Source organism: Stenotrophomonas sp. GW821-FHT02D01 (assembly GCF_059421765.1).
On record NZ_JBWKVP010000008.1, the window covers coordinates 143748 to 161665 of the forward strand.

At 66.9% G+C, this 17918-nt stretch carries 22 protein-coding genes; 11 read left to right on the forward strand and 11 right to left on the reverse strand.

The features are described from left to right. Positions 1-45 precede the first annotated feature (45 nt). Entirely contained in the window at positions 46-294 is a 249-nt protein-coding gene (locus AC07UW_RS16050) for a DUF3297 family protein (RefSeq protein ID WP_025878401.1), read from the reverse strand. Positions 295-384: 90 nt separating this feature from the next. Between AC07UW_RS16050 and AC07UW_RS16055 the strand changes: the two genes are divergently transcribed. Next, positions 385-927 (forward strand): DUF6630 family protein, encoded by a 543-nt coding sequence (locus tag AC07UW_RS16055; protein ID WP_025878402.1) that lies wholly within the window; start codon positions 385-387, stop codon positions 925-927. A gap of 64 nt (positions 928-991) precedes the next feature. Here the strand turns inward: AC07UW_RS16055 and AC07UW_RS16060 are convergent, their stop codons facing one another. The 5 genes from AC07UW_RS16060 to msrB form a co-directional block, all read right to left on the reverse strand. Beyond that, entirely contained in the window at positions 992-1267 is a 276-nt protein-coding gene (locus AC07UW_RS16060; protein ID WP_223494123.1) for a DUF4031 domain-containing protein, read from the reverse strand. Positions 1268-1280: 13 nt separating this feature from the next. Then, complete coding sequence (locus AC07UW_RS16065; RefSeq protein WP_223494124.1) at positions 1281-1790, reverse strand: hypothetical protein; 510 nt, start codon at positions 1788-1790, stop codon at positions 1281-1283. Positions 1791-1923: 133 nt separating this feature from the next. Then, the gene (gene motB, locus AC07UW_RS16070) at positions 1924-2862 is read right to left on the reverse strand and encodes a flagellar motor protein MotB (RefSeq protein WP_223494125.1); all 939 of its coding nucleotides are present in this window, start codon (positions 2860-2862) and stop codon (positions 1924-1926) included. Positions 2863-2865: 3 nt separating this feature from the next. Next, positions 2866-3720: a flagellar motor stator protein MotA gene (gene motA / locus AC07UW_RS16075; protein ID WP_012509934.1), complete on the reverse strand. Its 855-nt coding sequence runs from the start codon at positions 3718-3720 to the stop codon at positions 2866-2868. A 100-nt stretch (positions 3721-3820) separates the two neighbouring features. Beyond that, positions 3821-4288, reverse strand: a complete 468-nt coding sequence (gene msrB / locus AC07UW_RS16080) for a peptide-methionine (R)-S-oxide reductase MsrB (RefSeq protein ID WP_025878406.1) — start codon at positions 4286-4288, stop codon at positions 3821-3823. A gap of 138 nt (positions 4289-4426) precedes the next feature. Between msrB and AC07UW_RS16085 the strand changes: the two genes are divergently transcribed. Together AC07UW_RS16085 and AC07UW_RS16090 are read left to right on the forward strand one after the other, a co-directional pair. Next, the gene (locus AC07UW_RS16085; protein ID WP_033830254.1) at positions 4427-4801 is read left to right on the forward strand and encodes a hypothetical protein; all 375 of its coding nucleotides are present in this window, start codon (positions 4427-4429) and stop codon (positions 4799-4801) included. 418 nt (positions 4802-5219) lie between these two features. Next, complete coding sequence (locus AC07UW_RS16090; protein WP_025878408.1) at positions 5220-5372, forward strand: hypothetical protein; 153 nt, start codon at positions 5220-5222, stop codon at positions 5370-5372. A gap of 57 nt (positions 5373-5429) precedes the next feature. Here the strand turns inward: AC07UW_RS16090 and AC07UW_RS16095 are convergent, their stop codons facing one another. Beyond that, positions 5430-5909: an Lrp/AsnC ligand binding domain-containing protein gene (locus AC07UW_RS16095; RefSeq protein ID WP_025878409.1), complete on the reverse strand. Its 480-nt coding sequence runs from the start codon at positions 5907-5909 to the stop codon at positions 5430-5432. A 149-nt stretch (positions 5910-6058) separates the two neighbouring features. Between AC07UW_RS16095 and AC07UW_RS16100 the strand changes: the two genes are divergently transcribed. Then, complete coding sequence (locus AC07UW_RS16100; RefSeq protein WP_025878410.1) at positions 6059-7363, forward strand: D-amino acid dehydrogenase; 1305 nt, start codon at positions 6059-6061, stop codon at positions 7361-7363. Next, positions 7342-8412 carry an alanine racemase gene (gene alr, locus AC07UW_RS16105; RefSeq protein ID WP_223494127.1) on the forward strand — a complete coding sequence of 357 codons (1071 nt, stop codon included), beginning with the start codon at positions 7342-7344 and terminating at the stop codon, positions 8410-8412. The genes AC07UW_RS16100 and alr overlap by 22 nt, the downstream gene beginning before the upstream one ends. A 122-nt stretch (positions 8413-8534) precedes the next feature. Here the strand turns inward: alr and AC07UW_RS16110 are convergent, their stop codons facing one another. Further along, positions 8535-9101, reverse strand: coding sequence for a DUF3016 domain-containing protein (locus tag AC07UW_RS16110; protein ID WP_025878412.1), 567 nt, complete (start codon positions 9099-9101; stop codon positions 8535-8537). Between the two features lie 249 nt (positions 9102-9350). Here AC07UW_RS16110 and AC07UW_RS16115 point away from each other — a divergent pair, with 249 nt between their 5' ends. Next, complete coding sequence (locus AC07UW_RS16115) at positions 9351-11336, forward strand: hybrid sensor histidine kinase/response regulator (RefSeq protein ID WP_223483302.1); 1986 nt, start codon at positions 9351-9353, stop codon at positions 11334-11336. 44 nt (positions 11337-11380) lie between these two features. After that, positions 11381-11671, forward strand: coding sequence for a DUF3247 family protein (locus AC07UW_RS16120; RefSeq protein ID WP_025878414.1), 291 nt, complete (start codon positions 11381-11383; stop codon positions 11669-11671). Positions 11672-11786: 115 nt separating this feature from the next. Here the strand turns inward: AC07UW_RS16120 and AC07UW_RS16125 are convergent, their stop codons facing one another. Next, on the reverse strand, positions 11787-12050 hold the full coding sequence (locus AC07UW_RS16125) for a hypothetical protein (protein WP_025878415.1): 264 nt from the start codon (positions 12048-12050) through the stop codon (positions 11787-11789). 156 nt (positions 12051-12206) lie between these two features. Here AC07UW_RS16125 and AC07UW_RS16130 point away from each other — a divergent pair, with 156 nt between their 5' ends. The 3 genes from AC07UW_RS16130 to AC07UW_RS16140 are packed head-to-tail and all read left to right on the forward strand — an operon-like array spanning position 12207 to position 14655. After that, entirely contained in the window at positions 12207-13277 is a 1071-nt protein-coding gene (locus AC07UW_RS16130) for a class I SAM-dependent methyltransferase (protein ID WP_025878416.1), read from the forward strand. Next, positions 13274-13975 (forward strand): pseudouridine synthase, encoded by a 702-nt coding sequence (locus AC07UW_RS16135; protein ID WP_032976402.1) that lies wholly within the window; start codon positions 13274-13276, stop codon positions 13973-13975. Before AC07UW_RS16130 ends, AC07UW_RS16135 begins: the two co-directional genes overlap by 4 nt. Next, complete coding sequence (locus AC07UW_RS16140; RefSeq protein ID WP_223494128.1) at positions 13972-14655, forward strand: HAD family hydrolase; 684 nt, start codon at positions 13972-13974, stop codon at positions 14653-14655. Before AC07UW_RS16135 ends, AC07UW_RS16140 begins: the two co-directional genes overlap by 4 nt. 133 nt (positions 14656-14788) lie before the next feature. Here the strand turns inward: AC07UW_RS16140 and fabB are convergent, their stop codons facing one another. Both fabB and fabA read right to left on the reverse strand, forming a co-directional pair. Then, positions 14789-15997, reverse strand: a complete 1209-nt coding sequence (gene fabB, locus AC07UW_RS16145) for a beta-ketoacyl-ACP synthase I (protein ID WP_025878419.1) — start codon at positions 15995-15997, stop codon at positions 14789-14791. Beyond that, entirely contained in the window at positions 15997-16512 is a 516-nt protein-coding gene (gene fabA, locus AC07UW_RS16150; protein WP_025878420.1) for a 3-hydroxyacyl-[acyl-carrier-protein] dehydratase FabA, read from the reverse strand. The genes fabB and fabA overlap by 1 nt, the downstream gene beginning before the upstream one ends. A 191-nt stretch (positions 16513-16703) precedes the next feature. Here fabA and dinB point away from each other — a divergent pair, with 191 nt between their 5' ends. Continuing rightward, entirely contained in the window at positions 16704-17798 is a 1095-nt protein-coding gene (gene dinB / locus AC07UW_RS16155) for a DNA polymerase IV (protein ID WP_495212415.1), read from the forward strand. The last annotated feature ends 120 nt before the right edge of the window (positions 17799-17918 follow it).

The following is a 17918-nucleotide window of genomic DNA, read 5'->3' on the forward strand; positions in this document are numbered from 1 at the left end:
CCCTTTCCGCAGGAAAGGGATCTGACCCCGCCCCGGGACGGCCGGTTACTCCGGCTTCTGTTCCAGGAAATACGCCTCGACCTTGCCCTTGACCTTGATGGTCATCGGGTTGCCGCGACGGTCACGAGCCTTGCCGGCCTGCACGCGGATCCAGCCTTCGCTGACCGAGTATTCCTCGACGTTGTCGCGCTCGACATCGTTGAAGCGCACGCCGACGCCGCGTTCCAGGGCCTGCGCATCGTGGAAGGGGCTGGCCGGGTTGATCGCCAGGTGGTCGGGAGGGGTATCGCTCATCGCTTCATTCACAGTGACGGCCACCACGGCCGGCTTCAGCAGTACAGGATAAACCGTAGAATGCCCCCCTGCTCCCGAGGACGTTCCGCCATGCCTGACAACAGCGACTATTTCGACTTCGAGGAAGACGCCCACGATTTCGACGAGGACGACTTCGAGGCGCGGGTCTGGAACCTGCTCGTGCTGATCAACCCGGGCGACGAAGAGCTGGCCCTGCAGCAGTTCAACCGCTGGCGCGAGCATCTGTCCGAGGACGGCCAGCCGCTGGAAGCCGACAGCGACTGGCTGCCGGCGCTGTTCACGGCCATCGCCTGGCAGTCGGGCTTCGAGGTCGAGCGTGATGATTTCGATTCGCTGCAGTCGGCGGTGAACGAGCTGTCGGCGCGCTTCAACCTGCAGCTGGACTGGGGTGGCGACCTGGACGACGAGGATTTCGCGGCGGACCTGGACGGCGTGCAGCTGATGAGCACCGCCTTCGACCGCCTGCGCGAGCACAACTACACGCTGTGGAGCGTGGATGCCGGCAACGACGGCTTCAGTGGCTGGATGGCGCTGACCCGCGATGACGACGCCCTGCTGGCGCTGTGCTCGCTGCTGAACGTGGAAGTGCGGCTGGGCAGCGACCCGTTCTGAGAGTCACCGTGCGGACCAAGGTCCGCACCCACTACGGGCATGGCCCAGCGCTACCCGTGCCCGCCTACGGCCGGTATTGCGCCCTGGCGTTGGCGATCACCGCTTTCACCTGTGCGCGATCCGCGTGCCGGGAAATGGCTACCGCGCCCAGCGCGAGTGCCTGCGCACGCAGCTCGGCGGTGACATCGTAATGCGCCCCGCTGGCCTTGTTCTGGAAGGCTCGTGGGGGAATGCCGAGCTGCGCCGCCATCGCGTGCAGCTCGGCCAGGGTATCGGCCATCAGGTGCGCCCAGCGCTGACCGCGCCAGGGATGCACCGCGTCATCGACGTAGACCGACACCGCCGCCGCCGGATCAGGCCTGCGGCTTGCCGTCGGCGTCGGCGGCTGGAGTGGCCTCGGCGTCGGCAGCGCCTTCGGCGCCGGCAGTGTCCGTAGCCGCTTCATCGGACGCTTCGCCTTCAGCGGCTGCGTCTTCAGCCTGCTCGCTGGCGAACTCGGCCACCAGCTTGTCCAGGTACTCCTCGCCGGTCTGGCCTGCTTCTTCGGCCAGGGTGTCGAGCAGCTTCTGCATCAGCTCGGAATATTCCAGGGTGACCTTGCGGCCTTCGGCTTCCTGCACGTTGGACAGGTGCTTCAGCATGGCCAGCATCGGAACCGGGTTGTCGGCGTTGCCCATGGTCTGGCCACCGATGGCCAGCAGCCACTCGCGGCCCTGCAGGCCGATGGCGGCCACGGCCTGGCCGTCCTCGTTGACCAGCACGGCATGGTTCTGCACCTGCTGCTGGGCGTTCAGACGGAGGAAGGGACGCTTGGTCTGCTGCTTCTTGCGCTTGTCGCGCTTGGCCTTGGACAACTTGGACATGGGGGTGTGATCACCTGGAGTCGGAAAGACCGCCATTGTAGCGGCCGCGCGTAGGTGGGGTCAGATCCCTTTCCATGGGAAAGGGATCTGACCCCGGTTCAGCGCTGTGCGGACCAGGGTCCGCACCCACGGATTACTTTCCTGCCCCCTGCGCGGCATGCACGTCCGGATCCACGGTGGTCGCCGACAGGCCCACCTGCGGCCCAGCGCCGGCCAGCGCAGCTTCCTCGGCGGCCTTGGTCATCACCACGATGCTGATGCGGCGGTTGATCGGGTTCTGCGGATCGGCCTTGTCAAACAGCACCGACGAAGACAGGCCGACCACGCGGGTGATCTTGCTGTCTTCCAGGCCGCCATCGATCAGCGCGCGGCGCGCGGCATTGGCACGGTCGGCGCTCAGTTCCCAGTTGCCGTAACCGCGTGCGGCCGAATAGGCGGTGATGTCGGTGTGGCCGGTCAGGCTGATCCGGTTCGGCACGTGGTTCAGGTACTCGGCCAGTTCGTGCAGGATCTGCTGGGTGTACGGCTTCAGGGTGGCGCTGCCGAGGTCGAACATCGGCCGGTTCTGCTTGTCCACGATCTGGATGCGCAGGCCTTCCGGGGTCAGGTCCAGCAGCAGCTGGTCCTTGAACGGTTCCAGCGCCTGGCTGCGGCTGATCGCTTCCTGCAGTTCCTTCATCAGCGCTTCCAACTGCTGCTTGTCGCGCTGCTGCTCGTCCACCGGCTGCGGTATCGACTTCTGCTGGTTCTGGAAGGGATCGTTGCTGTTGCCGCGCGAAACATCGGTGGCGCCGCCGAGCTTGATCATCGAGGTGCTGGCGCCACCCGGCCCGGCCATGCCCGGCGCCGGCGTCGCGCTGGAGCCGACCAGCGGGCTGGGGTTGCGGAAGTACTCGGAAATGGCTGCGCGCTCGGGCTTGCTGGTGCTGGCCATCAGCCACAGCACCAGGAAGAAAGCCATCATCGCGGTCACGAAGTCGGCATAGGCGACCTTCCACGAACCGCCATGGTGGGCAGCGTGGCCGGCCTTCTTGACCCGGCGGACGATGACGGTGGGCTTGGTCTCGGCCATGGCTTACTTGACCGTCTTCAGGTGCTGCTCGAAGTCGGAGAACGCCGGGCGCACGTTCGACGGCAGCGTCTTGCGGGCGAACTCCAGCGCGATCTTCGGGTTGTAGCCGCGCAGGCAGGCCAGCAGGGCGGTCTTCACCGACTCGTAGATGCGGCTGTCCTGCTCGGCACGGGCTTCCATCGCCGAGGCCATCGGGCCGACGAAGCCATAGCCCAGCAGGATGCCGAGGAAGGTGCCGACCAGCGCGCCGGCCACATGGCCACCCACTTCGACGATGTCGCCACCGATCGAGCCCATGGTGATGACGATGCCCAGCACTGCCGCCACGATGCCGAAACCGGGCAGGCCGTCGGCAACCTTGGTCAGCACCTGCGACGGCGCCATCGCTTCGGCGTGGTGCTTTTCCAGCTCCAGCTCCAGCAGCGGCTCCAGCTCATGCGGCTCGATGTTGCTGCCGATCATCAGGCGCAGGCAGTCGGTGATGAAGTCGATCAGGTGGTGGTCGGCCTGCACCTTCGGGTAGTTCCCGAACAGCGCGCTTTCGGCCGGGCGCTCGACGTGGTCTTCCAGCGCCATGAAGCCTTCACGGCGGGCCTTGTTGAGCAGTTCGTAGACCAGGCTGAGGACATCGATGTAGTCCTGCTGCTTGTAGCGCGGGCCCTTGAACACGCCGACCATGGCCTGCAGCGTCTGCTTGACCGTCTTGGCCGGGGTGCCGACCAGGAACGCACCCAGCGCGGCACCGCCGATGATGACCAGTTCGTAGGGCTGCCACAGCGCCCCAAGGCGGCCGTGTGCGCCGAGGTAGCCGCCCAGCACGCTGATGATGACGACCAGGAATCCAACGATGATGAGCATGGCGCGACGCAAGGAGGGGGGATATCTCCTTGTCGGCCTGACACCGGTGTTTCTGAAGAGGGAATTCTGTGAAGTCGGTCAGCGGGGCATTGCGGCGGTGTCAGCCCGCCACGCCGGCCTCCGCGCCGCCACGCTGCAGCGGATCGGGCCACGGCTCGCCGTTGCCGGTGAATGAAAGTGAGACCGAGTTCAGGCAGTGGCGCTCGTAGGTGGGCGGCGGACCGTCCGGGAACACGTGGCCCAGATGGCTGCCACAGCGGGCGCAGGTGATCTCGGTGCGGACCATGCCATGGCTGGTGTCGCGGATCTCGCGCACGTGCGACGGGTCGAACGGGGCGAAGAAACTGGGCCAGCCGGTGCCCGAATCGAACTTGGTGCTGGAGCGGAACAAGGGCAGGGCGCACAGGCGGCAGCAGTAGACGCCCTCGCGCTTGTTGTCGAGGAATACCCCGCAGAACGGCGCCTCGGTGCCGTGCTGCAGCAGCACGCGGCGCTCCTCGGCGCTGAGCCCGGCGACCAGGGCGTCGGTCTGCGTGGCGGTGGGGGGCGTCAGATCGAAAGCGCTCATGCCGGCTCTCCGTGGGGTTGTGGCCTGGGATGCCAGCAGACGTGGGGGTGTCGGCACACGCTTGCAAGTGTGATGGCCGTTCATGGCCGGCACACAGGGGCAGGCGCAGGGTAAGGGTGGCCCACCCTGGAGCGCGCGATGAAACCCCGCCTAGTCCTGTTGCTGTCGGCCCTGTTGCCTCTGCTTGCCCAGGCGCAGGTTCCCACCGGCAGTCCGACCGCCACCCGCAGCAGCTCGACGGTGGCACCGCCGCCTGTCGCCCCGCCACCGCAGGCGTCGCGCCCGCAGCCGCAGGTGCTGCCCTCGCCGCAGCCGGCCCAGCCGATCCGATCGACCGGCCCGGCCCAGGTGACCCCCACGCCCGCACCGGCGCTGCCGGACAAGGTCTACGACCGCAACGGCCGCATCGTTCCCGGCGTCAAACCGGTCGGCCCCAACCGCGTGTTCGACTCGCGCACCGGCCGCTACTACGACAGCGTACCGACCGGCGACGGCCAGCAGATCAAGCGCTGACCCCAGCGCCGCAACCAATCGCGCAACCCAAAGAGAGCGCAGCGACCCGCTGTCGCTCTTTTTCTTTTTCTTTTTCCGTGGCTGGCGCCCGCATGAACCTGTCCAAGGCCGGGCGGGTGGGCTGTGCAGGGGCGTAAGCGCCATGGATGGCGCGCCCGAGCCTACAGGGACGTATTCACGGCGTCCCCTGCACAGCTCACCCGCCCGGCCTCACCCGCAATGCTGGAAGCATGCGCAGCCACGAGGGGCTCAGCCGTTGGCAGGAAACCCGCCACCCACATGAACGCCGGAAAACAGCCCCCGCCCTGCACACCCCGCATCACCCGTTTTTCGCCTGCGATTAACCGTGCCAGGACCACGGTGGACCTGCGCCGGCATCCCTGTCGTCGCGCTTCCCTCGTCCCCTTGGAATACGATCATGGCCAACCAGCAGAACCGTCATCCCGGCAAGGAACAGCAGGGCAAAACACCGCAGGAACAGCAGCGCCAGCAGCAACAGCAACAGCAGCCGAACGAGCAGCAGAAGAAGAATCCGCAACAGGGTTCCATGAAGAACCCGCAGCAGCGCTGATGCAGCCAGGGGCCAGAGCCCGCGTTGCGGGGTCTGGTCCCGCTGCCGCCGGTCGGTTCAATCCGGAATCGGCAGCGCCCAGGTCTCCTTGACCTCTTCCATCACGATGTAGCTCTTCGACTCACGCACATGCGGCAGGGTCAGCAGGGTGCTGCCGAGCAGCTTGCGATAGGACGCCATCTCGCTGATCCGTGCCTTCAGCAGGTAATCGAAATCGCCCGACACCAGATGGCATTCCAGCACGTTGGGCAGCTTCAGCGCCGAACGCCGGAACTCCTCGAAGATGTCGCCGGACTTGTAGGCTAGGCTGATCTCCACGAACACCAGCAGGCTCGCTTTCAGCGCGCTGGGGTCCAGGTGCGCGTGGTAGCCGGTGATCACCGCTTCGCGCTCCAGCCGGCGCACCCGCTCGGTGCACGGGGTGGTCGACAGGCCGACCCGTTCGCCCAGCTCGGTGAAGGAAATGCGGCCTTCGGCCTGCAGGATGCGCAGGATCTTGCGGTCGATCTTGTCCAGCTCGCGGGGACGGGTGGCCATGGACGTCAAGCTCGGGGAATGAATCACAGGGAAATATCCTGATTGAATTGCTGAAATCAGGCAAATCATCTGGATACGGAAGAATATACTTCCCTGATTATGGCCCCTGCGCACGCAAATGCAGGGAATGATCGGGTTGGAGAATTTCCATGCGAGTCCTAGTCCTCGGCAGCGGCGTGATCGGCACCACCAGTGCCTGGTACCTGCGACAGGCCGGGTTTGAAGTCACGGTCGTCGACCGCCAGCCCGGTCCCGCGCTGGAAACCAGCTTCGCCAATGCCGGCCAGCTGTCCTTCGGCTACACCTCGCCGTGGGCTGCCCCGGGCGTGCCGAAGAAGGCCATCGGCTGGCTGTTCGAAAAGCACGCACCGCTGGCAATCAAGCCGGGCATGGACCTGGCCCAGTACCGCTGGCTGTGGCAGATGCTGCGCAACTGCACCCACGAGCGCTACGCGATCAACAAGGCGCGCATGGTGCGCATGTCCGAGTACAGCCGCGACTGCCTGAACGAACTGCGTGCACAGATCGGCATCGATTTCGAAGGGCGCGACCTGGGCACCACCCAGCTGTTCCGCACCCAGCAGCAGCTGGATGCATCGGCGCAGGACATCGAGATCCTGGCCCAGTACGGTGTGCCGTACGAAGTGCTGGATCGCGCCGGCATCATCAAGGCCGAGCCTGCGCTGGCCCACGTCGATGGCCTGGTGGGTGCGCTGCGCCTGCCGCGCGACCAGACCGGCGATTGCCAGCTGTTCACCCGCCGCCTGGCGCAGATGGCGGCCGAAGCGGGGGTCGAGTTCCGTTACGACCAGGACATCACCGGCGTGGAATTCGACGGCGACCGCATCACCGGCGTGCGCATCGGCGGCAAGCTGGAAACCGCGGACCGCTTCGTGGTCGCACTGGGCAGCTATTCGCCGGGACTGGTCGCGCCACTGGGCATGCGCCTGCCGGTGTATCCACTGAAGGGCTATTCGCTGACCCTGCCGATCACCGACCCGGCGATGGCGCCCACCTCGACCATCCTCGATGAGAGCTACAAGGTGGCGGTGACCCGCTTCGACAACCGCATCCGCGTCGGTGGCATGGCCGAGGTGGCCGGTTTCGACCTGTCGCTGTCGCCGCGCCGCCGCGAGACGCTGGAGCTGGTGGTGCGTGACCTGTACCCGAAGGGCGGTGACCTGGCCAAGGCCGAGTTCTGGACCGGCCTGCGCCCGGCCACGCCGGACGGCACGCCGGTGATCGGCGCCACGCCGTTCCGCAACCTGTTCCTCAACACCGGCCACGGCACGCTGGGTTGGACCATGGCCTGCGGCTCGGGCCGCTACCTGGCCGACCTGATGAGCGCGCGCCAGCCGCAGATCAGCACCGAAGGCCTGGATATCTTCCGCTACGGCCAGTACCGCCACGCCCCGCAACATGAGAACCGCACATGCGTCCTGCCCGCGCGCTGATCGACCTGGGCGCACTGCGCAGCAACTATCGCCTGGCCCGCGAACTGGGCGGTGGCAAGGCGCTGGCGATCCTCAAGGCCGATGCCTATGGCCACGGCGCGGTGCGCTGCGCGCAGGCTCTGGAGGGCGAGGCCGACGGCTTTGGCGTGGCCACCATCGAAGAAGCGCTGGAACTGCGCCAGGCCGGCATCCGTGCGCCGATCCTGCTGCTGGAAGGCATCTTCGAGCCCAGCGAAATGGCGCTGGTGGCCGAGCATGATCTGTGGTTCTCGGTTGGTTCGCCGTGGCAGCTGGAAGCGCTGGCCGCGTTCGACAGCCCGCGCCCGCTGACGGTGTGGCTGAAGCTGGACAGCGGCATGCACCGGCTGGGCCTGGACGTTCCCGGTTTCCGCGCCGCGCACGCACGTTTGTCTGCACTGCCGCAGGTGGCGCGCATCGTGATGATGACCCACCTGGCACGCGCCGATGAACTGGACAGCGAGCGTACCCATGAGCAGGCCGCGACCTTCGTCGAGGCCATCGATGGTCTTGAAGGCGAGACCAGCATCTGCAATTCGCCGGCGCTGCTGGGCTGGCCGGACGTGCGCAGTGACTGGGTGCGCCCGGGCCTGATGCTGTACGGCGCCAATCCGCTGCCGGACAACAGTGAACTCACCGCGCGCCTGCGCCCGGTGATGACGATGCAGTCCAAGGTGTTCGCCGAGCGCTGGATCGAAGCTGGCGAGCCGGTCGGCTACGGTGCGCGCTTCGTGGCCAAGGCGCGCACACGCGTGGGCGTGGTCGCACTGGGCTATGCCGATGGTTATCCGCAGTTCGCCCCCAATGGCACCCCGGTGCTGATCGATGGCCAACCCGGTGGGCTGATCGGCCGCGTGTCGATGGACATGCTGACCGTGGACCTGACCGCGCATGCGCAGGCCGGCGTCGGCAGCGTGGTGGAACTGTGGGGTACGGCGCCGACCTTGTCCGAGCTGGCGCCGCGCTGCGGTGTCAGTGCCTACCAGCTGCCGTGCGGCGTCAAGCGCGTGGCACGCGTCTACCAGGATTGACCGGCTCTGGTAGCTGCCGACCTTTGTCGGCGCTGTGAATGTGTGTCGACCAAGGTCGACACCTACCGGATCGGATCAAACCCTGGTCGGCGCTGTGGCTGCGTGTCGACCAAGGTCGACACCTACCGGGCAGCGGTAACGCGTGAAGTCAGCTGGCGCTTCACCCAGTCATCGATCAGGCGCTTTTCATAGCGCAGCGGATCGGTATCGCTCTTCAGGCCGATGTTGTGCAGGTAGCCGCTGTCGCTCAGGCGGGCGTCGCCTTCATCGATGATGCGCCCGCTGGCGTCCTTCAGCGTGTACTGCAGGGTGATCCGCGGCGGGTAGATGTCGCGCATGATCCGGATGTCGCGGCCACGCGGGCCGTGCCAGGGCTCGTAGTCGCCTGCGCGCTTGACGTCCACCAGGGTCACCTCCAGCGTCTGCCCGGCCTGCAGGGGCTTGGCGGCGCTGGTCTGCACGTAGCGTGCCAGCTGCTGCACCCAGTCCCCGCGTTCGGCCTCGAAGCGGTTGGTGCTCTGGCGGATCTCGGTGAACTTGGCCGGATCATTCCATTGCACGCTGACCGGGCCATCGGCCTGTAGTGCGCGCGGCGCATCGGGCGCGGTTACCGTCCGCGGCGCGGCAGCCACGCTGCCCACGGCAAGCATGCCGGCCAGCAGCAGGGCGGTTGAAAGCGAACCTTTCATGGCAGTCTCCTGCGTCCCCGAAGCGGGGAGGATGATGATCTCGGATCGAGTGTGATCCCGCCGCGGGGCCGCAGCAATGGCCAGTAGCGTCAAATGCGTCAACAGTTGCCGCCAATTCATGGTCGTCAACCGTGACTGACGGCGCTTGACGCTGTGAATACGCACTCTGGAAGATGCTGTACCTCCATCCGGTCTTTTCCTCCCACGCCCTTGTCCACACTGCCGCCCCTCGTGGAGCGCTCACCCTTGATGGTGCCGACGCCCGAAACCGACCTGCACCATGGCGTGCTTGAGCGCATCCACGCAGGTTTCTGTGTGATCCAGGTGCTGTTCGATGGCGACGAGGCGATCGACTACCGCTTCCTCGAGGTCAACGATGCCTTCGAGCGCCACACCGGCCTGAAGGATGCCTGTGGCAAGCGCATGAGCACGCTGGAGCCACACCACGAAGGTGACTGGTTCCGGATCTACGGCGAAGTGGCGCGGACCGGGCGACCGGCCCAGTTTGAGATGGATGCCCGTGCCCTCGGGCGCACGTTCGCGGTGGATGCCGTTCGGGTTGGCCAGCCAGGCGAGGACAAGGTCGGCATCCTGTTCTTCGACGTGACCGCGCGCAAGCAGATGGAAGTGGAACTGGGCGAGAGCGAGGCCCGTTTCAGTGCGTTGGCCGATGGCCTGCCGATGCCGGTGTGGGTGCTGGACGAGCGCGGTCACGCCCGCTTCGTCAACAGCGCCTTCAGCGAGTTCTTCGGCGGCGACGAGAACCGGGTGCCGGAAGATGTCTGGCGCGGCCTGGTGCATCCCGACGATGCGTCGGTATTTGAGTACGAACTGCAGGAAGCACTGAAGGCGCAGCGTTCGATGCATGCGTTGGTGCGTGCCCGTCGTGCCGATGGGCAGTGGCGCTGGCTGGAAATGAACGCACGTCCGCGCTTCTCGCGGATGGGCCGCTTCATCGGCCTGGCCGGCAGCAGCCCGGACGTCACCGAGCGCCGCGAGATCGAACTGGCGCGCGAGGAACTGCTGCAGTCCGAGCGTGCCGCGCGCAGTGCGGCCGAAAACATGGCGCGGCTTAAGGATGAGTTCCTGGCCACGCTGTCGCACGAGCTGCGCACGCCGCTGACCACGATCCTGGGCTGGAGTGAACTGCTGCTGCAGCGCGTCGATTCCACCAGCCCGCTGTACAAGGGCCTGGGCGTGATCGCCAACAGCGCGACCGCGCAGAAGCGGTTGATCTCGGACATGCTCGACCTCAGCAGCATGCTGCTGGGCAAGGTGCAGCTGGAAGTGGAAGTGCTGGACCTGCGCGACCAGTTGAACGAAGCGATGGGCGCACAGGAGCTGGTTGCCGAGGGCAAGGCGCTGGACGTCACCCTGCAGCTGCCGGCGCAGCCCTGCCAGGTGCTGGGCGATGCCACCCGGCTGCAGCAGGTGTTCTGGAACCTGTTGTCCAACGCGATCAAGTTCACCCCGGCCGAAGGCCGCATCGACGTGCAGCTGCAGGCCGATGGCAACTATTGGACGATCACCGTGCGCGATACCGGCGACGGCATCGCGCCGGAGTTCCTGAACCATCTGTTCAGCCGCTTCCGCCAGGCCGACGGCACCACCACCCGCCGCCATGGCGGTCTGGGCTTGGGCCTGGCCATCGTGCAGCAGCTGGTCGAGCTGCACGGCGGTTCGGTCAGCGCGGCCAGCGATGGCCACGGTCACGGCTCCACCTTCACCGTGCGCCTGCCGCAGCATCTGCCCGATGCCGAACGGCGTCCGCTGCGTGAGGTCGTCAGCGGTCCTATCCTGGAACCGATGGTGGTCGAGCCGTACCCGCTGCGCGGCCTGCATGTGCTGGCGGTGGAAGACCAGCCAGAAGTGCTGGAGTACCTGCGGCGCATGCTGGAAGAGCAGGGCGCCAGCGTGTCCGCCGCCAGTTCGGCGGGCGAGGCGCTGGCGCTGCTGGCCGACAATGGCCACCTGCAGTACCAGGTGCTGCTGACCGACATCGGCATGCCGGGCATGGATGGCTATGGCCTGGTAAGCACGTTGCGGCAGGACCTGGGCGTGGATGCGGCAGCGCTGCCTGCGGTAGCGGTGACTGCGCTGGCGCGTGCCGATGACCGTCGCCGTGCGTTGGCCTCGGGCTTCCAGGAGCACGTGGCCAAGCCGTATTCGGTGGCCCAGCTGGTGGGTGTGGTGCGGCGCGTGCAGGCCACGCGCGGGGACAGCCTGCTGCACTGAGCATTCACGGACGATCGGCGACCCTGCAGTTCAGGAGGTCGCCGATGTCCCGTATTGCTCCCCGTATCCATACTGATTCCGCGCAGATCGCGCGCCTGGAAGCCCTGTTACCGCAGTTGCAGGGGGAAACCGAGGTGCAGCTGACCCTGCACGATGGCCGACGCCTGCTGGGCACGGTTGCGGTGCAGCCGACGCTGCAGCAGTACCGCAACGACGCCGGCGACGAAGGCAGCAATGGCCAGCTGCGGCTGGACGATCTTGATGCGCCGGTGCAGCAGCATCACGTGTGGCTGGATGAGATCGCCAGCATCCGCAGGTTGCCGCCGAGGCTCTGACGGCAACTGCGGATGGCTGCATCCACGCATGGCGTGGATCTACTGTAGATCCACGCCACGCGTGGCCGCGATGATCATTCGAACAGTAGAGCCACGCCATGCGTGGCTGCGATGGTCAATGTTCGAACAGCGTTGCCGTCGCTTCGAACCTGCGCGCATACGCGCGCTCCTCGGCTACCCGGGTCACTTCATCGTCTGCCAGATCCGGCGCGCCATAGACGGCGTAGGCCACGCTGCCATCGGCGCCGTGGCCAACCTGGTGCAGGCGGTAGCGGGAATGGCCGCCGCCGGTGTCCTCCGGGTAATGCACGGGGGGATGGCTGCCTTCCAGGTCCATTTCACTGTTGTCGACGACACCTCCGACGAACAAGGCACGCATGCAGGATCTCCAGGGGTTGCGGGGGAGCTTCTACCCTGAACGCTGGCATGTTGCTGCGGCATCAAGGCAACGTTGAAGTTTCGCAAAGCGGTGGCCGGGGCCGGGCCGGACAAGCCGGTACAATGGACGGCCCTCACGCTTCCAGTACCCGCGCCGATGGCATCCAGCGACGACGCCCCCCTGCAGACCCTGTTCCTGCCGTTCTCCAGCGGCGCCCTGCGCTGGCCGGAGGGCCCGGTGGCCTTCCTGCGCGCCCGTGACGGCTGGCCACTGCGCGAGCAGGCCGGCGGCCGCGAAGTCGACTGCGAGCAGAGCTTCGCCCCGTTCGCGCAGCCGCTGCAGCAGGCCGCTGGCTGGACCGTCAGCGGGCAGCTGGATGATGTTGCCGGCCGCGGCCGTTACCCGCTGGTGCTGGTGCTGCCGCCGCGCCAGCGCGAGGAAGCCCGCGCGCTGTTCGCCCGCGCCCTGGCGCTGGTCGCCGAGGGTGGCCGCATCGTGGCCTGCCAGCACAACAACGAAGGTGCCCGCTCCGGCGAAGGCGACCTCAAGCAGCTGGCCGGCCTCGGCGGCAGCCTGACCAAGAACCACTGCCGCGTGTTCTGGACCGCTCCGCTGCAGGGCCAGCACGATGTGGACGTAGCCAAGCGCTGGGGCGCGCTGGACGCGGTGCGGCCGATCGTCGGCGGCCGTTTCCTCAGCCGTCCGGGCGTGTTCGCCTGGGACCGCATCGACCCGGCGTCGGCCCTGCTGGCCGAGCATCTGCCGGCCGACCTGGCCGGGCGTGCAGCTGACCTCGGTGCCGGTTACGGCTACCTGTCGCGTGAACTGCTGGAGCGCTGCCCGAAGATCACCGCGCTGGACCTGTACGAGGCCGAGAAGCGCGCGCTGGACCTGGCCGAACTCAATCTGGCACCGCCACCGCGCCCCGTGCCGCTGCGCTTCCTGTGGCGCGACGTCACCGCCGGTATCGAGCCGGACTACGACGTCATCATCAGCAACCCGCCGTTCCACACGCCCTCGCGTGCGGATCGCCCGGACATCGGCCAGCGCTTCATCGCCGTGGCCGCGCAGGCGCTGCGCCCGGGTGGGCGCCTGTACGTGGTGGCCAACCGCCACCTGCCCTACGAGTACACGCTCAACGAGAGCTTCGGCGCGGTGCGCGTGGTTGCCGAGCGCGATGGCTTCAAGCTGGTCGAAGCGGTGAAGGGCAAGGGGAAGGGCCGGTGAAGCTGGTCAAGCACATCGCCAACCTCGGCTACGGCAGCCGCAAGCAGGTGCAGTGGATGTTCCGCGAAGGCCGCGTTACCGACGCCGACGGCGAGGTGCTCTACGCAGACGACCAGGTGCCGCATGAAGCGGTGCGGGTGGACGGCGAGCCACTGGACCCGCCGGTGGGCCTGTCGCTGGCGATGTACAAGCCGGCCGGCTACACCTGTTCGACCAAGGACAAGGGCCGCCTGATCTACGACCTGCTGCCGCCGCGCTTCCGCGACCGCGACCCGGTGCTGTCCACCGTCGGCCGCCTCGACCGTGAGACCAGCGGCCTGTTGCTGCTGACCGACGACGGCAACCTGCTGCACCGGATCATCTCGCCGAAGTCGAAGCTGCCCAAGGTCTACGAAGTGGAGCTGGCCGAAGACCTGCGTGGTGACGAGGTGGCGCTGTTTGCCAGCGGCACGCTGATGCTGGAAGCGGAGAAGACGCCCCTGTTGCCGGCTGAACTGCAGGTGCTCGGGCCGCGCAAGGCGCGCCTGGTACTGCACGAAGGCCGCTACCATCAGGTACGCCGCATGTTCGCTGCCGCAGGCAACCATGTGCAGGCACTGCATCGCAGCCGTGTTGGTGGCCTGGACCTGCAGGGACTGGCCGAAGGGCAATGGCGGCTGCTGACCTCCACCGATCTGGATACGTTGTTCGCTCCATGACCTCCATCGCTGCGCTGCCGTTCCTGCCCGACGCCGTCATCTTCGACATGGACGGCCTGATGATCGACAGCGAGCGTGTGTCGCTTGCATGCTGGAGCGAGGCGGCGGAGGAATTTGGCCTGCCCCTGGATGCCAGCTTCTTCGTGCGCATGGTCGGCCTTGGCGACCGCGACAGCCAGGCGCTGCTGCGCCAGCAGGGCATCGAAGACAGCATGATCGAGGCCATGGCCGCGCGTTGCCATGATCTGTACGAGGAGCGCACCCAGACCGGGCTGCCGCTGCGGCCGGGCATCCTGGAACTGCTTGAGTTGTTGAAGTCGCACGCGGTGCCGCGTGCGGTAGCGACCACCACGCGGCAGCCGCGGGCCAACCGCAAGCTGGCTGCAGCCGGACTGCTGCCATACTTCGATGCGGTGATCACCAGTGGCGATGTAGCGCGGCCGAAGCCGGCGCCGGACATCTACCTGCTGGCCGCGCAGCGGCTGGGCAAGGCACCGGAACGTTGCCTGGCGCTGGAGGATTCGCCGGCGGGAACCCGTGCCGCGCTGGCCGCCGGCATGACCGTGATCCAGGTACCGGACCTGGTGCATCCCGATGAAGAACTGCGCGCGCTCGGCCACCGCATCGTCGGCTCGCTGGTGGACGCGCACGCCTTGCTGCTGCCGCTGCTGCCGAGGTAGGTGCCAACCCTGGTTGGCATGCCTTGAACCGGGTGGGTGCCGACCGTTGGTCGGCACGCCTCACCGCTCTCGCCGGGCATGGTCCGGCGCTACCGCCCTGGCAGGTGCCAACCTTGGTTGGCACGCTTTCAGATCACACCCTGCCGAACACCAGCGCCGCGTTGGTGCCACCGAAGCCGAAGCTGTTGGACATCACCGTATCCAGCTTCTGCTCGCGGCTTTCGCGCAGGATCGGGAAGCCTTCCACCCTCGGGTCCAGCTCGCCGATGTTGGCCGAGCCGGCCACGAAGCCATCGCGCATCATCAGCAGGCAGTAGATCGCTTCGTGCACGCTGGCAGCGCCCAGCGAATGGCCAGACAGCGCCTTGGTCGAGGACAGCGGCGGAATCGCATCGCCGAACACCTCGCGGATCGCACCCAGCTCGGTCACATCGCCCAGCGGGGTCGAGGTGCCGTGGGTGTTGAGGTAATCCAGCGGACGGTCGACGTTCTGCAGCGCCATCTTCATGCAGCGCACGGCGCCTTCACCGGACGGCGCGACCATGTCGGCGCCATCGGAGGTTACGCCATAGCCGATCAGCTCGGCATGGATGTGCGCGCCACGCGCCACCGCGTGGTCGTAGTCCTCCAGCACCAGCATGCCGCCACCACCGGCGATGACGAAGCCATCGCGGTCCTTGTCATACGGGCGCGAGGCGCTGGCGGGGGTGTCGTTGAAGCTGGTGGACAGTGCGCCCATCGCATCGAACATCACGCTCATCGACCAGTGCAGGTCTTCACCGCCGCCGGCGAACATGATGTCCTGCGCGCCGTGGCGGATGAGGTCGGCAGCTGCACCGATGCAGTGCGCCGAGGTCGCGCAGGCGGCCGACAGCGAGTAGCTGACGCCCTTGATCTGGAATGCGGTGGCCAGGCAGGCCGACACGGTCGAGCACATCGTGCGCGGCACCATGTACGGACCCACTTTGCGCACGCCACGGCTGCGCAGCAGATCCACCGCACCCACCTGCCATTCGCTGGAGCCACCGCCGGAACCGGCGATCAGGCCGGTGCGCAGGCCACTGACCTGTTCCGGGGTCAGGCCCGCATCGGTGATGGCATCGGCCATCGCCAGGTAGGCGAAGGCAGCGGCATCGCTCATGAAGCGCTTCTGCTTGCGGTCGATCAGCGCATCCAGATCGAGGTCGACGCGACCGCCGACCTGGCTGCGCAGGCCGGCTTCGGCGTGGTCGGCCAGCGCGGTGATGCCAGCGCGGCTTTCACGCAGGGCGGCCGAAACGGTATCCAGATCATTGCCGAGGCAGGACGTGATGCCCATGCCGGTGATGACGACGCGACGCATCAGAAGCTCCCGGTTTCAGTGAACAGGCCCACGCGCAGGTCGCGGGCGTTGTAGATCTCGCGGTCGTCCACGTACATGCGCGCGTCAGACTGGGCCATCACCAGCTTGCGGTTGATGACGCGGCTGATGTCGATCTCGTAGCGCACCAGCTTGGCATCGGGCAGCACCTGGCCGGTGAACTTCACTTCGCCGCAGCCCAGGGCGCGGCCCTTGCCGGGGGCACCCAGCCAGGTCAGGAAGAAGCCGGTCAGCTGCCACATGGCATCCAGGCCCAGGCAGCCGGGCATCACCGGGTCGCCGATGAAGTGGCAGCCGAAGAACCACAGATCCGGACGGATATCCAGTTCGGCGCGTACCATGCCCTTGCCATGCGGTCCGCCGTCCTCGCGGATTTCGGTGATGCGGTCGAACATCAGCATCGGGTCGTTGGGCAACCGGCCGGCGGCAGCGCCGAACAGTTCACCGCGTGCGCTGGCCAGCAGCTGGTCGCGGTTGAACGCGTGGAGACGAGTCATGGAAAGCGCAATCCTGGAAGCGAAAACAAGGCAACGAGTTCCCGAGGATGCACGACGGATCAGGCGGATATCAAACCGCGTCTCCGTACGCGTGCGTAGTGTTTTCAGCTGAAACCACGCATCCCGTTGATGCACAACGACCATACTTCGGCGTCTGGACGGGTACGGTGCGGGTATCATGTGGGCCAACCATGAACGCACTGCGCAAGATCATCCACGTCGACATGGACGCCTTCTACGCGTCGGTGGAGCAGCGCGACGATCCGTCACTGCGCGGCAAGCCGGTGGTGGTGGCATGGCGCGGTGCGCGTTCAGTGGTGTGTGCCGCCTCGTACGAGGCGCGCGTGTTCGGCGTGCGTTCGGCGATGCCGGCACTGCGTGCCGAGCGCCTGTGCCCGGACGCGGTCTTCGTGCCGCCGGACTTCGCGCGTTACAAGGCGGTGTCGCGCCACGTGCGCGAGATCTTCCTGCGCCATACCGACCTGGTCGAGCCGCTGTCCTTGGACGAGGCCTACCTGGACGTGACCGATCCGAAGAGTGGCATCGAACTGGCCACCGACATCGCCCGCACCATCCGCGCGCAGATCCGCGAGGAAACCAACCTGACGGCTTCAGCCGGGATCGCACCGAACAAGTTCCTGGCCAAGATCGCCTCGGACTGGCGCAAGCCCGACGGCCAGTTCGTGATTCCGCCGCAGCGGGTGGACGCATTCCTGCTGCCGCTGCCGGTGAATCGCGTGCCCGGCGTGGGCAAGGTGATGGAAGGCAAGCTGGCGGCGCGTGGCATCGTCACCTGCGGCGACCTGCGGCAGTGGACGCTGCCGGACCTGGAAGACGCCTTCGGCAGCTTCGGCCGCAGCCTGTACAACCGCGCCCGCGGTGTCGACGAGCGACCGGTGGAGCCTGACCAGCAGGTGCAGTCGATCTCTTCGGAGGACACCTTCGCCGAGGACCTGCTGCTGGAAGACCTGAGCGAGGCGATCGTGCAGCTGGCCGGGAAGACCTGGCAGGCCACGCGCAAGACCGAACGCATCGGCCACACCGTGGTGCTGAAACTGAAGACCGCGCAGTTTCGCATCCTCACCCGCAGCTTCACCCCGGAACGCCCGCCGGAGTCGATGGAAGAACTGCGCGACATCGCACTGGCCCTGCGCGCCCGCGTCGACCTGCCCGCCGACACCCGCTATCGGCTGGTCGGCGTCGGCCTCGGCGGTTTCCGTGAAAAGGAAGCCGTGGTGCAGGGTGAATTGTTCGAGCACGCAACGAACGATTCCCCACGGACCTGATACATGTGTCGACCAAGGTCGACACCTACCAACAGCCGCGTGCCGACCAACGGTCAGCACCCACCAACAGCAGCGGGAACCTGTCGAAGGCGGGGTGGGTCCGGTTGCGGGGGCGTGAGC

Coding starts and splice junctions, on each gene's coding strand:
- AC07UW_RS16090 (WP_025878408.1), top strand. CDS start 5,220: ATGGCCAACCAGCAGAACCGTCATCCCGGCAAGGAACAGCAGGGCAAA.
- AC07UW_RS16100 (WP_025878410.1), top strand. CDS start 6,059: ATGCGAGTCCTAGTCCTCGGCAGCGGCGTGATCGGCACCACCAGTGCC.
- AC07UW_RS16125 (WP_025878415.1), bottom strand. CDS start 12,050: ATGCGTGCCTTGTTCGTCGGAGGTGTCGTCGACAACAGTGAAATGGAC.
- motA (WP_012509934.1), bottom strand. CDS start 3,720: ATGCTCATCATCGTTGGATTCCTGGTCGTCATCATCAGCGTGCTGGGC.
- alr (WP_223494127.1), top strand. CDS start 7,342: ATGCGTCCTGCCCGCGCGCTGATCGACCTGGGCGCACTGCGCAGCAAC.
- dinB (WP_495212415.1), top strand. CDS start 16,704: ATGAACGCACTGCGCAAGATCATCCACGTCGACATGGACGCCTTCTAC.
- AC07UW_RS16050 (WP_025878401.1), bottom strand. CDS start 294: ATGAGCGATACCCCTCCCGACCACCTGGCGATCAACCCGGCCAGCCCC.
- AC07UW_RS16095 (WP_025878409.1), bottom strand. CDS start 5,909: ATGGCCACCCGTCCCCGCGAGCTGGACAAGATCGACCGCAAGATCCTG.
- AC07UW_RS16085 (WP_033830254.1), top strand. CDS start 4,427: ATGAAACCCCGCCTAGTCCTGTTGCTGTCGGCCCTGTTGCCTCTGCTT.
- AC07UW_RS16065 (WP_223494124.1), bottom strand. CDS start 1,790: ATGTCCAAGTTGTCCAAGGCCAAGCGCGACAAGCGCAAGAAGCAGCAG.
- fabB (WP_025878419.1), bottom strand. CDS start 15,997: ATGCGTCGCGTCGTCATCACCGGCATGGGCATCACGTCCTGCCTCGGC.
- AC07UW_RS16055 (WP_025878402.1), top strand. CDS start 385: ATGCCTGACAACAGCGACTATTTCGACTTCGAGGAAGACGCCCACGAT.
- msrB (WP_025878406.1), bottom strand. CDS start 4,288: ATGAGCGCTTTCGATCTGACGCCCCCCACCGCCACGCAGACCGACGCC.
- AC07UW_RS16130 (WP_025878416.1), top strand. CDS start 12,207: ATGGCATCCAGCGACGACGCCCCCCTGCAGACCCTGTTCCTGCCGTTC.
- fabA (WP_025878420.1), bottom strand. CDS start 16,512: ATGACTCGTCTCCACGCGTTCAACCGCGACCAGCTGCTGGCCAGCGCA.
- AC07UW_RS16115 (WP_223483302.1), top strand. CDS start 9,351: ATGGTGCCGACGCCCGAAACCGACCTGCACCATGGCGTGCTTGAGCGC.
- AC07UW_RS16120 (WP_025878414.1), top strand. CDS start 11,381: ATGTCCCGTATTGCTCCCCGTATCCATACTGATTCCGCGCAGATCGCG.
- motB (WP_223494125.1), bottom strand. CDS start 2,862: ATGGCCGAGACCAAGCCCACCGTCATCGTCCGCCGGGTCAAGAAGGCC.
- AC07UW_RS16110 (WP_025878412.1), bottom strand. CDS start 9,101: ATGAAAGGTTCGCTTTCAACCGCCCTGCTGCTGGCCGGCATGCTTGCC.
- AC07UW_RS16140 (WP_223494128.1), top strand. CDS start 13,972: ATGACCTCCATCGCTGCGCTGCCGTTCCTGCCCGACGCCGTCATCTTC.